At 71.3% G+C, this 13,990-nt stretch carries 13 protein-coding genes and 3 pseudogenes; 13 read left to right on the forward strand and 3 right to left on the reverse strand.

The annotated features are described in order from the left end of the window. Positions 1 to 67 precede the first annotated feature (67 nt). The 13 genes and pseudogenes from ctaE (at position 68) to AC1VL8_RS15885 (ending at position 10,586) form a co-directional block, all read left to right on the forward strand. Positions 68 to 707: pseudogene (gene ctaE, locus AC1VL8_RS15825) on the forward strand (aa3-type cytochrome oxidase subunit III). Positions 708 to 774: 67 nt separating this feature from the next. Beyond that, on the forward strand, positions 775 to 1,578 hold the full coding sequence (gene qcrC, locus AC1VL8_RS15830; RefSeq protein ID WP_389229821.1) for a cytochrome bc1 complex diheme cytochrome c subunit: 804 nt from the start codon (positions 775 to 777) through the stop codon (positions 1,576 to 1,578). Continuing rightward, positions 1,575 to 2,600 carry a cytochrome bc1 complex Rieske iron-sulfur subunit gene (qcrA, locus tag AC1VL8_RS15835; protein ID WP_389229824.1) on the forward strand — a complete coding sequence of 342 codons (1,026 nt, stop codon included), beginning with the start codon at positions 1,575 to 1,577 and terminating at the stop codon, positions 2,598 to 2,600. Before qcrC ends, qcrA begins: the two co-directional genes overlap by 4 nt. After that, positions 2,597 to 4,258, forward strand: a pseudogene (gene qcrB, locus AC1VL8_RS15840) (cytochrome bc1 complex cytochrome b subunit); the annotation flags it as partial. The gene qcrA and the pseudogene qcrB, both read left to right, overlap by 4 nt. A gap of 393 nt (positions 4,259 to 4,651) precedes the next feature. Further along, positions 4,652 to 5,282: pseudogene (locus AC1VL8_RS15845) on the forward strand (superoxide dismutase). Between the two features lie 264 nt (positions 5,283 to 5,546). Continuing rightward, a complete protein-coding gene (locus AC1VL8_RS15850) occupies positions 5,547 to 5,852 on the forward strand; it encodes a hypothetical protein (protein WP_483075822.1) in 306 nt (101 codons plus the stop codon). 53 nt (positions 5,853 to 5,905) lie between these two features. Next, positions 5,906 to 6,484: a hypothetical protein gene (locus tag AC1VL8_RS15855; protein WP_483075823.1), complete on the forward strand. Its 579-nt coding sequence runs from the start codon at positions 5,906 to 5,908 to the stop codon at positions 6,482 to 6,484. Next, on the forward strand, positions 6,484 to 6,615 hold the full coding sequence (locus AC1VL8_RS15860; RefSeq protein ID WP_483075824.1) for a hypothetical protein: 132 nt from the start codon (positions 6,484 to 6,486) through the stop codon (positions 6,613 to 6,615). The genes AC1VL8_RS15855 and AC1VL8_RS15860 overlap by 1 nt, the downstream gene beginning before the upstream one ends. Positions 6,616 to 6,878: 263 nt before the next feature. After that, positions 6,879 to 7,193, forward strand: coding sequence for a lactococcin 972 family bacteriocin (locus AC1VL8_RS15865; RefSeq protein ID WP_483075825.1), 315 nt, complete (start codon positions 6,879 to 6,881; stop codon positions 7,191 to 7,193). Between the two features lie 74 nt (positions 7,194 to 7,267). After that, positions 7,268 to 7,852 (forward strand): hypothetical protein, encoded by a 585-nt coding sequence (locus AC1VL8_RS15870; RefSeq protein ID WP_483075826.1) that lies wholly within the window; start codon positions 7,268 to 7,270, stop codon positions 7,850 to 7,852. Beyond that, the gene (locus tag AC1VL8_RS15875; RefSeq protein WP_483075827.1) at positions 7,852 to 8,898 is read left to right on the forward strand and encodes a hypothetical protein; all 1,047 of its coding nucleotides are present in this window, start codon (positions 7,852 to 7,854) and stop codon (positions 8,896 to 8,898) included. Before AC1VL8_RS15870 ends, AC1VL8_RS15875 begins: the two co-directional genes overlap by 1 nt. A 9-nt stretch (positions 8,899 to 8,907) precedes the next feature. Next, positions 8,908 to 9,522 carry an ATP-binding cassette domain-containing protein gene (locus tag AC1VL8_RS15880; protein WP_483075828.1) on the forward strand — a complete coding sequence of 205 codons (615 nt, stop codon included), beginning with the start codon at positions 8,908 to 8,910 and terminating at the stop codon, positions 9,520 to 9,522. After that, complete coding sequence (locus AC1VL8_RS15885) at positions 9,519 to 10,586, forward strand: hypothetical protein (protein ID WP_483075829.1); 1,068 nt, start codon at positions 9,519 to 9,521, stop codon at positions 10,584 to 10,586. The genes AC1VL8_RS15880 and AC1VL8_RS15885 overlap by 4 nt, the downstream gene beginning before the upstream one ends. A 79-nt stretch (positions 10,587 to 10,665) precedes the next feature. On the opposite strand, the gene AC1VL8_RS15890 is transcribed toward AC1VL8_RS15885, so the two are convergent. The 3 genes from AC1VL8_RS15890 to ctaC form a co-directional block, all read right to left on the reverse strand. Further along, complete coding sequence (locus AC1VL8_RS15890; RefSeq protein ID WP_389230536.1) at positions 10,666 to 11,064, reverse strand: cytochrome c oxidase subunit 4; 399 nt, start codon at positions 11,062 to 11,064, stop codon at positions 10,666 to 10,668. A gap of 71 nt (positions 11,065 to 11,135) precedes the next feature. Beyond that, positions 11,136 to 12,962 carry an aa3-type cytochrome oxidase subunit I gene (gene ctaD, locus AC1VL8_RS15895; protein WP_389229847.1) on the reverse strand — a complete coding sequence of 609 codons (1,827 nt, stop codon included), beginning with the start codon at positions 12,960 to 12,962 and terminating at the stop codon, positions 11,136 to 11,138. After that, complete coding sequence (gene ctaC, locus AC1VL8_RS15900) at positions 12,962 to 13,819, reverse strand: aa3-type cytochrome oxidase subunit II (protein ID WP_389229850.1); 858 nt, start codon at positions 13,817 to 13,819, stop codon at positions 12,962 to 12,964. The genes ctaD and ctaC overlap by 1 nt, the downstream gene beginning before the upstream one ends. Positions 13,820 to 13,990: the final 171 nt, after the last annotated feature.

The following is a 13,990-nucleotide window of genomic DNA, read 5'->3' on the forward strand; positions in this document are numbered from 1 at the left end:
CAGAAACCTCGGCGACGCCCTGGGACTTGTGACCCATGTGGGCCGGATATCGGCCATACTGACGTGCGTGACGACCGCAACGGCTGCCCCCGCCTCCGCTCCCCACGTGAGCGTCAACCGACCGAACCCCGTGTCGGTCGGGACGATCGTGTGGCTGGCCTCGGGAGCTGATGTTCTTCGCCGGCCTGTTCGCGATGTACTTCACGCTCCGCTCGACGGTCCCCGAGGAGTGGGCCGTCCAGACCGAGAAGCTGAACATCACGTTCGCGGCGATCAACACGACGGTGCTGCTGCTGTCGTCGGTCACCTGCCAGATGGGCGTCTGGGCCGCCGAGCGGTTCCAGCCGGTCCGCTCCGGCAGCCTGCTGAACATCCGCGGCTGGGGCATGAACGAGTGGATGACCCTCACCTACGTGATGGGCGCCGTGTTCATCGGCGGCCAGGTCTTCGAGTACGCCGAGCTCGTGCACGAGGGCCTGACCATCTCCTCCAGCCCGTACGGCTCGGTGTTCTACCTGACGACCGGGTTCCACGGCCTGCACGTGGTCGGCGGCCTGATCGCCTTCCTGTTCCTGCTCGGCCGCTCGTTCACCGCCGGCCGGTTCGGCCACCACGAGGCGACGACCGCCATCGTCACCTCGTACTACTGGCACTTCGTCGACGTCGTGTGGATCGCGCTGTTCGCGACGATCTACCTGATCCGTTGACGCCACGCCCCCGCAGCACCCCCGCAGCTCCCGAAGCCCCCCGCACGCCCGAGACGAGGATCCATCCGTGAAGGCACTCGCCGCCCGCAGGCACCACCGGTCCGCACCGGTCGTGCTGCTCCTGCTGGCGCTGCTGCTGACCGGCGCCGTGTACGCGATCGCCCAGCCCGCCAGCGCCGACGCGGCGCAGGCAGCGGCGAGCGAGAGCGACGTCGCCGCCGGTCAGAAGCTGTTCCAGGCCAACTGCGCCACCTGCCACGGCGTGTCCGCCGAGGGCCGTGAGGCCGTCGAGGGCGGCGCCGGCGGCCCGTCCCTCATCGGCGTGGGCGCCGCCGCCGTCGACTTCCAGGTCGGCACCGGCCGCATGCCCGCGCAGATGAACGGCGCGCAGATCATGGCCAAGCCCGCGCAGTTCGACGACGAGCAGATCGCGCAGCTCGCGGCGTACGTCGCCTCCCTCGGCGCCGGCCCCGCGATCCCCACCGAGGAGCAGGTCGACCCGACGAAGGGCGACGTCGCCACCGGTGGCGCGCTGTTCCGCACCAACTGCGCGATGTGCCACGGCGTCACCGGCGCCGGCGGCGCGCTGTCCCAGGGCAAGTGGGCCCCGGCGCTCGACGAGACCACCCCCACGCACATCTACGAGGCGATGCAGACCGGCCCGCAGTCGATGCCGGTGTTCAACGACGCCAACATCACCCCGGACGAGAAGCGCGACATCATCGCCTACCTCGACGCGCAGCGGGAGGGGTCGCCCGGCGGCCTCACCCTCGGCTCGGTCGGCCCGGTCAGCGAGGGCCTGTGGGCCTGGGTGATCGGCATCGGCCTGCTGATCGGCGCCTCGGTCTGGATCGGAGCCAAGTCCTCGTGAGCACCCACCACGACCCCTCGACGGACCTCACCGCCCACGGCACGCACGCGCTGCCCGAGCGGTTCGAGGACCCGGGTCACCCCGAGCACCACCCCCGTCAGGCGGACCAGGACCCGAAGGCCGACAAGCGCGCGGAGCGCCAGGTCGTCGCCCTGTTCACGATCTCGATCATCGGCACGGTCGGCGCACTCGCCGCGTACTGGTTCTTTCCGCCGGGCGAGACCGTCGGGTCGATGCGGACGTCGAACCTGCTGCTGGGCCTGGGCCTGTTCTTCGGGCTCATCGGCATCGGTGCCGCGGCCGTCCACTGGGCGAAGTCCCTGATGAACGACCACGAGCGCTCCGAGGACCGCCACGCCATCCGCTCCGAGGACTCCGTCCGCGTCAAGGCCGTCGAGGCCCTGCGCGACGGTGCCAAGGACTCCGCGATCGGCCGCCGTGGTGTGCTCAAGGGCGCGATGGTGACCTCGCTCGCGCTGTTCCCGCTGTCCATCGCCGTGCCGCTCGTCGGCAACATCGGTGGCGGCTGGGACGTCTCGCGCTCGAAGCACACGATGTGGAAGAAGGGCACCAAGCTGGTGCTCGACCCGACGGGCCGCCCGATCAAGGCCGCGGACGTCACCATCGGGTCCGCGTTCCACGTCATCCCGGAGGGGCTCGAGGACACCGAGCACCCCCTCAACGAGAAGGCCAAGGCGGTCGTCCTCATGGTCCGCATGGACCCGGCCGACCTCCGTTCCGAGCAGGGCGAGGGCTGGTCGTACGACGGCATCGTCGCCTTCTCGAAGATCTGCACCCACGTCGGGTGCCCGGTCGCCCTCTACGAGCAGCAGACGCACCACATCCTGTGCCCCTGCCACCAGTCGACCTTCGACGCCGCCGACAGCGCCAAGGTCGTCTTCGGTCCGGCCAAGCGCCCGCTGCCCCAGCTGCCGATCACCGTGGACGACGAGGGCTACCTCGTCGCCCAGGACGGCTTCGACCAGCCGATCGGCCCGTCCTTCTGGGAGCGCCTCACATGAGCACCCTGACATCCCCCTCCACGCCGTCGGCCCCCCCGACGGCGGGAGCCCGCGCGGCCGCCGCGACCGCCGACTACCTGGACCAGCGCACCGGTATCGGCGGCGCGGTCAAGGAGTTCGCCCGCAAGATCTTCCCCGACCACTGGTCGTTCCTCCTGGGTGAGATCGCGCTCTACTCCTTCGTCGTGCTGCTGATCTCGGGCACGTTCCTCACGATGTTCTTCGTGCCCTCGATGACCGAGGTGCACTACCACGGCCCCTGGGCCGCGATGGACGGCGTGCAGATGTCCGAGGCGTTCGCCTCGACGCTGCGCCTGTCGTTCGAGGTCCGCGGCGGTCTGCTCATGCGGCAGATCCACCACTGGGCCGCGCTGATCTTCATGGCCTCGATCGTCACGCACATGATGCGCGTGTTCTTCACCGGGGCCTTCCGCAAGCCGCGCGAGCTCAACTGGCTCGTCGGCTTCACCCTGATGATCCTGGGCCTGCTGGCCGGCTTCTCCGGCTACTCGCTCCCCGACGACGTGCTGTCCGGCAACGGCCTGCGCATCGCCGACGGCGTCGCCCGCGCGATCCCGGTCCTGGGCTCGTACATCTCGTTCGGCCTGTTCGGCGGCGAGTTCCCCGGCACGGAGCTGATCCCCCGGCTGTTCACGGTGCACATCCTGCTGATCCCCGCGCTGATCCTGGCGCTGATCGGCCTGCACCTGCTCATGGTCGTGCTGCACAAGCACACCCAGTACCCGGGCTCGGGGCGGACCGACAAGAACGTCGTCGGCTACCCGCTGTTCCCGGTGTACGTCGCCAAGGCCGGTGGCTTCTTCTTCGTGGTGTTCGCCGTCATCGCCCTGATGGCCGCGACCATGACGATCAACCCCGTCTGGAACTACGGCCCCTTCGACCCCAGCATCGTCGGCGCCGGCGCCCAGCCGGACTGGTACATGCTGTTCCTCGAGGGCGGTCTGCGCCTGATGCCCGGCCAGGCCGAGTTCGTCATCGGCCAGTACACGGTGTCGGCGAACATCCTCGTGCCCGGCGTGGTCATCCCCGGCCTGCTGTTCACGGTGCTGGCCCTGTGGCCGTTCATCGAGGCGTTCGCGACCGGCGACAAGCGCGAGCACCACGTGCTCGACCGCCCGCGCAACGCGCCCTTCCGCACCGCGTTCGGCGTCGCGTTCCTCACCGCGTTCATGGTGCTGCTGCTCGCCGGGTCGAACGACCTCATCGCGACGCACTTCCACCTGTCGATCAACGACATCACCTGGGTGCTGCGGTTCGCGCTGTTCATCGCCCCGGCGATCGCGTTCTGGATCACGAAGCGGATCTGCCTGTCGCTGCAGCGCAAGGACCGCGAGCTGGTCCTGCACGGCCACGAGACCGGCCGCATCGTCCGGTTCGCGTCGGGCGAGTACATCGAGGTGCACAAGCCCCTCGACGCGCACGAGCGCTGGCTGCGCGTGCAGCACGAGCCCCGACGTCCGCTCGAGATCGAGCCGGCCGAGGACGCCCGTGGCGTGCGCCGCAAGGGCTACCGCACGGACGCGCTGCGGCAGCGCCTGTCCCGCGTGTTCTACGAGGACCGGGTCGAGCCGGTCACCCCCGCGGAGCTCGTCGCCGCGCAGTCGCACGGGGCGCACGACGCCCTGCCGGCCGCGCACGACGAGCAGCGCGAGGAGCGCCACGGCGGGGTCCGCCGGCACCCGGCACCTGGCGCCGGAGCCCGAGGACACCGAGGGCACCAACCGCTCCTGATCCGCCCCCTGACCAGGGGAATCATCCCGCCCGCCCGGTCGTTGGACCGGGTGGGCGAGGAACGGGACACCACGCCCGGGTCGCGCCGGCTCACGCCGGGGCGGCCCGGGCGTCGCCGTCCCGGGACCACCCCGTCGCACCGCGACCGCACACCCCGCACGCCGTCCTGGCGGGCTGGGACGTCCCGGACGTGGTACGACAGGAAGCAGGCACGCACGTCCCCGGCGGGGACACCTGCGTGCCTGCTGCCAAGACGCCGCCGCGGCGCAAGAGCCGCGGCACGAGCAGGAGAGGCACTGATGGCTGACTACACCCTTCCGGACCTGCCGTACGACTACGCGGCGCTCGAGCCGCACATCTCCGGTCGCATCATGGAGCTGCACCACGACAAGCACCACGCTGCGTACGTGACGGCCGCCAACGCGACGCTGGAGAAGCTGGCAGCCGCCCGGGAGTCCGGCGACTTCGGTGCCGTCGCCGGCCTGGAGAAGACCCTCGCGTTCAACCTCGGCGGGCACGTGAACCACTCCGTGTTCTGGCAGAACCTCTCCCCCGAGGGCGGCGACAAGCCCGTGGGCGAAGCTGGCCGCCGCGATCGACGAGTTCTTCGGCTCGTTCGACAAGTTCCAGGCGCACTTCACCGCCAACGCCACCACGATCATGGGCTCCGGCTGGTCGATCCTCGCGTGGGACTCGATCGGCGAGAAGCTCGTCATCGTGCAGCTCTACGACCAGCAGGGCAACATCCCGCTGGGCCTCGTGCCGATCGTCGTGCTCGACATGTGGGAGCACGCCTTCTACCTCGACTACGTCAACGTCAAGGCGGACTACGTCAAGGCGTGGTGGAACATCGTCAGCTGGGCCGACGCCGGCGCGCGCTTCGAGCGGGCCCGCAGCCAGACCTCGGGGCTGATCGTCCCCGCGCTCTGACGCACCCGGACGCACTGAGGGCCGGCGACCCGCCGCGGTCGCCGGCCTTCGGCGTGTCCGGAGGCTGAGACGGCACGCGGCCGACAACTCCGGACGAACGGGGACGACACGCCGACGCGTCACGGCCTCCGCGTCCCCCGATCGGTCGCACCGCTTGCCCACGCGCGCAGGCGTGCACCACCCTGGGTCGCGTCGGTCCCGACGTGACCGACCCGGTGTCTCAGCCGCACCGATACCGGCCTGCTTCCCGCCAAGGAGCACGCCATGAGCAGCACGTCCGTGCGCCGCCCCCACCTCCTCCGCGTGGCAGCAGTCGCACTCGCGCTGACCACGATCGGAGTGGTCGACGCGAGCGTCGCCGCTCCCGGCGCCGATGCCGCCGGGTGCAGCTTCAGCAACCTCACCTCGAAGAGCGTGAAGAACGTCAACGGCAAGCTCGGGGCCTACGGCTACAAGAGCAGCGCGGCGTCGACGACAGGTGTCCAGGTCGGCGCGTGGGCGTTCCCTGGTGGCTTGTCGACGAACCCGTCTTCCATCTGCTACGCCTTCCCGACGATGGTGCATGCGTGATCTCGGTCGATCCGGCAGCGGGTTCGGCGTGGAGGGACGCTGTCGCTCCGGGCTTGCTGGTCGCCGTGGGCCTGGTGGCCGGCTGCACGGCCTCCGGTGCCGCGCCCTCGGACCTGGTCGGTGGCCCGTGGGCGTCAGAGCTCGCGTACTACGACGCAGCCACGGACAGCGCGTTCCCCCACCAGGCCCTCGCCGACGGGGAGATCTCGGATGCCGAGGTGGAGGAAGGGCGCGCACTCGTCGACCAGTGCTACCGGGACCACGGCGCCGAGGTGACGTACGACCCGTACGGTCGGGCCACTGTCTCGGTCGTCACCGGCAGCGAGGACCCGATGCAGGTCATCGGGACGTGCGAGTTCGCCGACGGGGGCGTGGTCGTCCTGCACGGTCAGATCCGCCTCAACCCCGAGAACCTCGACCCGGCGACGATCCAGGCCGAGTGCCTCGTCGAGCGCGGGATCGTCGAGCCGGGCTTCACCGCCCGGGACCTCGAGGAGTTCGTGCAGGTCGACGGCGCGGCCGTCCCGTGGGCGCCCTCCCGGCAGGAGGCCGCGGCCGCCTGCATGATCGACCCGCTGGGTGTCGTCCCGGTCGTGGGCACCGGCGCGGTCGATCCGGAGCCCACACCCTGATGCGGCCGCCCCACATCCCGCCGGGCCTCGTGCCGATCGTCGTGCTCGACATGTGGGAGCACTCCTTGTGTGTCGACTACGTCAGTGTCGCCCGCAGCCAGACCTCGGGGCTGATCGTCCCCGCGCTCTGACGCACCCGGACGCACCGACGGCCGGCGACCCGCCGCGGTTGCCGGCCCTCGGCGTGTCCGGAGGCTGAGACGGCACGCTGCGGACAAGCCGGGACGAACGGGGACGACACGCCGGGGCGCGGCGAGCTCCACGTCCCCTGATCGGTCGCGCTGCTTGCCCCGGCGCCGAGCCGTCGACCACCCTGGTCCCATCGGTCTCCTCCCGACCGAACCGGTGTCTCAGCCGCACCGATACCGGCCTGCCTCCGGAGAAGGAGCACGCCATGAGCACCATGTCCGCACGTCGTCGCCTCGTCACCGTCCTCGCGGTCCCCGTCGTCACCTCCGGTCTCGTCATCGCTGCCGCCGGCGGCGCCCAGGCCGCGACTGAGTACGTCGGGGGCGGGACCTGGTACCACGGGATCACCGTGACCAACGTGTACTCGACCTACGACAACGACGTCAGGACCCACCGGGCGTCGGTGACGACATCCGCCCAGCTCATCGACAGCGGGTGGAAGAGCAAGGGCGTCCGGGCCGCGGCGTCGGCTCAGGCCTCGGTGAGCGGGAACAAGGCGAACTACGACTTCATCAGCTGACCCGGCCCGAGCCCAGGACCATGGATCTCCACCGTTGCGGCCCCGGCGCTCGCGTCGCGGCCGCGCTCCTGCTCGTGGCACTCGCCGGATGCACCGCTCCGCCCGACGCCGCCACCCCCGGTCCCGACTCCGCTACCGGCAGCGCGGGAGAGCCGACCTTCGACGGCCCGTACGCGGCCGAGCTCGCCGAGTTCCACCGCTCCGCCGCCAACGACTTCGTCCGCGACGTCCTGGCGGACGGCACCATCACCGACGCGGAGTACGCCGAGATGACCGAGCGGTTCCGGTCGTGCCTCGCCGACCGCGGCATCACCTTCAACGGGTTCCAGCCGGACGGCAGCTACTCCACGTCGCTCGCACCCGGTGGTGCGGACACGCACGGGGTCGTCTCCGAGTGCTCGCACACCTCAGGTCAGGACAGCGTCGGCGCGCTGCACGACATCATGACGGCGAACCCCGACAACACCGACGCCGCGGTGGCGATCGCCGACTGCCTGGTGCGCGCTCGCGCAGTCCCGGCCTCGTACACCGCCCAGGACTACCGTGCCGACCGGCAGGGCAGGTTCCGGGACACCGAGCAGCTGGAGCCGGGGCTGGCGGCGGTGCTGGACACCTGCATGTCCGACCCGTTCGACGACCCGACGGAGTCGACTCCCTGATGCGACCGGGTCCCGCCTCCGTCCTCTCCCTCGTCGTGGTCACCGCGCTCGCCGGCGGAGTCGGCGTCGGTGTCGCGCTGACCGCGCCGGGCACGCCCGCGTCGCTCGCCGCGGGCTCCCCGATCACCGAGGTGCCGGTCACGACACGCGCGTTCGCCGACGAGCGGCAGCTCGCGCTCCAGGTGTCGTCGGGCGAGGCACGCACCCTCAGCACGCGAGCGGAGGGTCTGGTGACGGCGACGACGTGCACGGACAGCGGCATGCTCACGAGCGGCACCTCGTCGTTCGCCGTCGACGGCGCCCCCTTGCTGAACCTGCACACCACCGAGCCGCTGTGGCGCACGCTCGCGGTGGGTGACCGGGGGTCGGACGTCGCCGCGCTCCACGGGGCGCTCCGTGCGCTCGGCCACGACGCCCCGACCGGGGACCGGGTCACCCGCGGGACCCTCCGGGCGCTCACCGAGGCACGGGCCGCGTCCGACGGCTCCGTCCCGCGGTCCTCGGTGACGGAGGTCGACCCCGCGCGCGTGGTCTGGCTCCCCGACCCGGCCGTCACGGTGAGCCGCTGCGTCGCCGGGGCAGGCGCGCAGGTCGCGGTCGGCGACACCCTGGTGGAGCTCCCGGCGACGGTGTCTCGTGCAGTGCTCGTCATGCCCCCTGCCGACGCGGCGCCGGGCGACCGGGTGCTCACCGTGCACGGCGCCGTCGTGCCGGTCGACGCGGACGGGGAGGTCCGCGACCCGGAGGCGCTCGCCGTGCTCTCGGCGTCGCGCAGCCGCCCCGACACCGAGAGCACCGACGTCGGCGCCGACCTCGTGATCACAGTCCCCTGGTCGTTGGCCGAACCGCTTGAGGTCGGGGTCGTCCCGCCCGGCGCGGTGGTGGGCGCCGGGACGGCCGTGACGTGCGTCAGAGACGGCGCGGATCGGGCGGTCCCGGTCGCCGTGGTCGGCTCGGAGCTCGGGCAGACGTATGTCGTGCCCTCAGCCGGATCGTCACTGCCGGCATCGGTCCGGACCGCCCCGTCCCCGGGATGCGGCGGCTGACGGGTGCAGGTGCTGCTCGACGGCGTCGGCCACCGTTTCCCGGGTCAGCCGTTCCTGTTCCGGGGCGTGTCCGCGGCGCTGCTCCCGAACCGGGTCTACGCCCTGGTCGGGCCCTCGGGCTCCGGCAAGAGCACCCTGCTGTCCGTGCTCGCCGGGTGGCTCGACCCGACCGAGGGCGCCGTCGTGCGCACCGGGGTGACCCGGGTGGGCTGGGTCTTCCAGAATCCGCACGGAGTGGCCCGGCGCACCGCCCTCGACCACGTGGCGCTCCCACTGCTCGCCCAGGGGGTGCCGCGGCGCACGGCCCAGGAACGGGCGCGCGAGCTGCTGAGCGAGTTCGGGCTGCGTGACGCGGCCGACCGGGAGTTCGCCGCACTGTCCGGGGGTGAGGCGCAGCGCCTCATGCTCGCGCGCGGCATCGCCGCCCGCCCCGACCTGTTCCTGGTCGACGAGCCGACCGCCCAGCTCGACGCCCTGACAGCCGCCCAGGTCAGCAGCACCCTCGCGGGCCTGGCGAGGGCCGGGACCGTCGTCGTGGTCGCCACCCACGACGCGCGGACCCGCGCGGCCTGCACGGACACGATCGACCTCACGTGCGCGGACCGCTCGCGGATCGTCGCATGAGGTGGGTGACGGGCGAGGCGTGGCGCGACGTCACGTCCGGGACCGCGCACGCCCTGCGGTGCGCACTGCTCCTGGCCGTCCTCGTCGGCGCCCCGGCCGCCGCGGACGTCTCCGCGGTCGACTCCCTGCTGACCCGGGGTGCGGAGTTCCGGGACGCTGGGGCCTCCGTGCTGACCATCGAGGCACCCGGTGCGATCGACGGAGCCGCGTGCGACGCCCTCGCCGACGCCCCGGGAGTCCGAGCCGCAGGCGCCCTGCGCCAGGAGCAGCACGCCCTGGTCCCGGCGGCCCTCCCCCGTGGGCCCGTCGCGCACTACGCCGTCTCCCCGGGCACCGCCGCCCTGCTGCGGGCCGAGGGTCGCGCGCCGGCGGGCGTCCTGCTGGCGGCGCCGGCGGCGACCGCACTCGGCGTCCGCCCAGGAGACGCGCTGGTCCTCGACGGCATCAGCACCGAGGTGCGGGCGACGTACGCGTGGCCGGACGATGGCCGCCGATCGGGCTACGGCTACGCGGCGCTGATCCCGGCCGACCGGATGCAGCCGTACGACTCCTGCTGGGTGGACGCCTGGCCGACCCCGGCAGGTCTCGCTGCTGCCGCCCGCCTCGCCGTCCTCCCGGGCACCGACGAGCGGGCGGGGCCTGCGCTGATCTCGCAGCTGAACACGACCCTGGGTGTGTCGTTCGACGGGGCACGCCTGCACGCCGACCGGGCCACCCGACACGCGCCGTGGGTCACGCTGGGCGCGGGGCTCGGCCTCGGGTTCGCGACGACCCGTGCCCGCCGGCTCGAGCTCGCGGCGGCGCGGCACGTCGGCGTGAGCACGGGAGCCCAGCACGTCCAGCTGCTCCTGGAGTCACTCGCGTGGGTGCTGCCCGCGGGCGTGCTGCTGGCCGCGGGCGCAGCCGCTCTGATCGCCCGGGGCAGCGGCGAGCACCCCGCGGCTCTGGTCGCCGTCGCGACGTCGGTCGTCGTGCCCGGGCTGCTGGGCACCGTGCTCGGGTGCCAGGCCGCTGTCGCCCGTACGCAGGAGGAGCACCTCTTCCGGTACTTCCGCCGGCGCTGACGAACCCCTCGGCTCCCCGGTACGCCACGAGGCCGGGCTCCCCGTGGGGTACCCGGCCTCGTGCGGTGTGCGGGTCGCGTCAGTGCGCGTGCTGCCCGCGGCTGAACTCGAAGATCCAGCCGACCAGGCCGATGATCCCGAGCGCCGCGCCGACGTACAGCAGCCACCAGCCGATCGCCATGCCGAGGAACGCCAGCGCGCCCGCGAACGCGATCGTGATGGGCCACCAGCTCCACGGGCTGAACACGCCCTGGTCGCCGGCACCCTCGGCGATCAGCGCCTCGGGGTCGTCCTCGGGTCGGGCGTCGATCCGGCGGGAGACCAGCAGCAGGTAGCCGCCGATCATGCCCACCAGTCCGCCGACCAGCGGGATGCCGACGGTGCCGACGGCCTCGCCGCCGCTCCACCAGGCGTAGACCAGCCCGATCGGGATGAAGAACAGCACGCCCCCGAGGAACAGGTACGGCTCGACCTTCATCGCGTGGCGCGGGCGGGCGCCGTCACCGGTCTCGGACGGCCGGCCACCGGCGTCGTGCGTCAGGGGCGCGTTCATCGGGTGCTCCCGTCCTGGTCGTCGGTGTCACGCTCGGTGCGCGGGCGGTCGTCCACGATGGTCGCCGAGGACTGCTCGGGCTCGCCGCCGCCGTGGGCCATGCGGTCCCGGGCGACGCCCTGCTCGCCGGAGCGCTCGGCCTCCCAGTCGAAGAACCCGGGGTCGGGCTCCACGTGGTCCATCGCCGCGACCTCGGGGTGGTGCAGGTCGAACGCGGGACGCTCGGAGCGGATGCGCGGCAGCGACGTGAAGTTGTGCCGCGGCGGCGGGCAGGAGGTCGCCCACTCGAGCGACTGGCCGTAGCCCCACGGGTCGTCGACGGTGACCTTCGGCGCCTTGCGCCAGGTGATGTAGACGTTCCAGAGGAACGGCAGCGTGGAGATCGCGAGGATCATCGAACCCACGGTCGACACCTGGTTCATCCAGGTGAAGCCGTCCTCCGGCGAGTAGTCCGCGTACCGGCGGGGCATGCCCTCGGCGCCGAGCCAGTGCTGGATGAGGAACGTCATGTGGAACCCGACGAACAGCATCCAGAAGTGGATCTTGCCGAGGCGCTCGTTGAGCATCCGGCCGGTGAACTTGGGCCACCAGTAGTACATGCCCGCGAACATCATGAACACGACGGTGCCGAACACGACGTAGTGGAAGTGCGCCACCACGAAGTAGGTGTCGGAGACGTGGAAGTCGAGCGCCGGGCTGGACAGGATGACGCCCGTCAGACCGCCGAAGAGGAACGTGGTGAGGAAGCCGATCGTCCAGAGCATCGGCGTCTCGAACGTGAGCTTGCCGCGCCACATCGTGCCGATCCAGTTGAAGAACTTCACACCGGTCGGCACCGCGATCAGCATCGTCATCAGCGCGAAGAACGGCAGCAGCACGGCACCGGTCACGTACATGTGGTGCGCCCACACGGTGACGGACAGCGCGGCGATGGCGACGGTCGCGTAGACCAGGCCCTTGTATCCGAACACGGGCTTGCGGCTGAACACCGGGAGGATCTCCGTCGCGATGCCGAAGAACGGCAGGGCGATGATGTAGACCTCGGGGTGCCCGAAGAACCAGAAGAGGTGCTGCCAGAGGATGGCGCCGCCGTTCTCGGGGTTGAAGACCTGCGCGCCGAGGCGGCGGTCGGCACCGAGCGCGAACAGCGCGGCGGCCAGCGGCGGGAACGCCATCAGCACGAGCAGGCTCGTGACCAGCGTGTTCCAGGTGAAGATCGGCATCCGGAACATCGTCATGCCGGGCGCGCGCATCGTCACGATCGTGGTGATGAAGTTGACCGCACCGAGGATCGTGCCGAAACCGGTCAGCGCGAGGCCGAACACCCACAGGTCACCACCGGCACCCGGTGAGTACACGGAGTTCGACAGCGGCGCGTACGCGAACCAGCCGAACGACGCCGCGCCCTGCGGGGTGAGGAAGCCGCCCGCGGCGATCAGGCCACCGAACAGGTACAGCCAGAACGAGAACGCGTTGAGCCGCGGGAACGCGACGTCGGGGGCGCCGATCTGCAGCGGCATGATGATGTTGGCGAACGCGGAGAACAGCGGCGTCGCGAACAGCAGCAGCATGATCGTGCCGTGCATCGTGAAGAGCTGGTTGTACTGCTCCTTGCTCTGCACGATCTGGATGCCGGGCTCGAACAGCTCGGCACGGATCAGCAGCGCCATCAGGCCGCCGATCGCGAACCAGGTGAAGGCCGCGATCAGGTACATGTAGCCGATCGTCTTGTGGTCGGTCGACGTGACCCACTTGACGACGGTGCGCCCGAGAGTCTGCCGGCGCGGGGCGAGCCCCGGGACGGTCTCGACGGTGGCAGCCATCAGTTGTCTCCCTCTTCGCCCGCGGCGGTCTCGGTGTCGCCCTCGCCGGTGACCCGGACGTCCTGCAGGCGGCTGTACTCGAGGCCCAGCTGACCGTCCTGGCCGGCGTCGCGGAGCTCCTCGACGTGCGCGTCGTACTCCTCGCGCGAGACGACCTTGACGTTGAACAGCATCGACGAGTGCTCCTCGCCGCAGAGCTCGGCGCACTTGCCGACGTACTCGCCCTCGACCTGCGGGACGACCTGGAACGTGTTGGTGCGCCCCGGGATCATGTCCTGCTTGTAGAGGAACGCGGGCACCCAGAACGAGTGGATGACGTCGCGGGAGTCGAGCACGAACTCGACGTTCTCCCCCACGGGCAGGTACAGCGTCGGCTGGTCGGCGAGCACGCCGGTCTCGCCGACGGCCTGCGCGTGCTGGCCGGTGTCGTACACGTCGTCGTCGACGTAGTTGAAGTCCCAGCTCCACTGCTTGCCGATCACCTGCACGGTGAGGTCGGGCTCGGCGCTGGTGTCCTGGATCTCGGTCATGTCGCGCGCCGTGTAGTAGAACAGCACGCCGACCATGATGATCGGCAGGATCACGTACATGATCTCGAGCGGCACGTGGTAGCGGAGCTGGACGGGCAGCTGGTCGTCGTCCTTGCGCTTCCGGTACACGGCGACGCACCAGATGATCAGGCCCCAGGTCAGGATGCCCACGAGCAGCGCGGCGACCCAGGAGCCGACCCAGAGGTTCATGATGCGGCCGGTCTGGTTCGTGATCTCGTTCTCGGAGTCACCGGGCAGCCAGCCGCGCTGGACCTCCGGCGAGCATCCGGCGAGCGCGAGCGCGGCGAGGCCGACGAGTCCCGCCACGGCCAGTCTGTTCCGCCTCGGGCGGGGGGTCTGCGAGCGCACCGGGGGCCTTCCACTTCGGTCCCCGCCGCGCGCGACGCCTGCGCTGCGCCGTCCGACAGGGAAGTCACCTAGGACCTATGTCCTCGATCCCGAGCAGCCTAGCGCGCTGACCGGCCCCTCGTGGCCCCA

Source organism: Cellulomonas sp. KU4C (assembly GCF_056868065.1).

Excerpts from the sequence above, each read along its gene's own strand:
- AC1VL8_RS15850 (WP_483075822.1), top strand. The coding sequence starts at position 5,547 with ATGAGCAGCACGTCCGTGCGCCGCCCCCACCTCCTCCGCGTGGCAGCA.
- AC1VL8_RS15860 (WP_483075824.1), top strand. The coding sequence starts at position 6,484 with ATGCGGCCGCCCCACATCCCGCCGGGCCTCGTGCCGATCGTCGTGCTC.
- AC1VL8_RS15865 (WP_483075825.1), top strand. The coding sequence starts at position 6,879 with ATGAGCACCATGTCCGCACGTCGTCGCCTCGTCACCGTCCTCGCGGTC.
- AC1VL8_RS15875 (WP_483075827.1), top strand. The coding sequence starts at position 7,852 with ATGCGACCGGGTCCCGCCTCCGTCCTCTCCCTCGTCGTGGTCACCGCG.
- AC1VL8_RS15885 (WP_483075829.1), top strand. The coding sequence starts at position 9,519 with ATGAGGTGGGTGACGGGCGAGGCGTGGCGCGACGTCACGTCCGGGACC.
- AC1VL8_RS15890 (WP_389230536.1), bottom strand. The coding sequence starts at position 11,064 with ATGAAGGTCGAGCCGTACCTGTTCCTCGGGGGCGTGCTGTTCTTCATC.
- ctaD (WP_389229847.1), bottom strand. The coding sequence starts at position 12,962 with ATGGCTGCCACCGTCGAGACCGTCCCGGGGCTCGCCCCGCGCCGGCAG.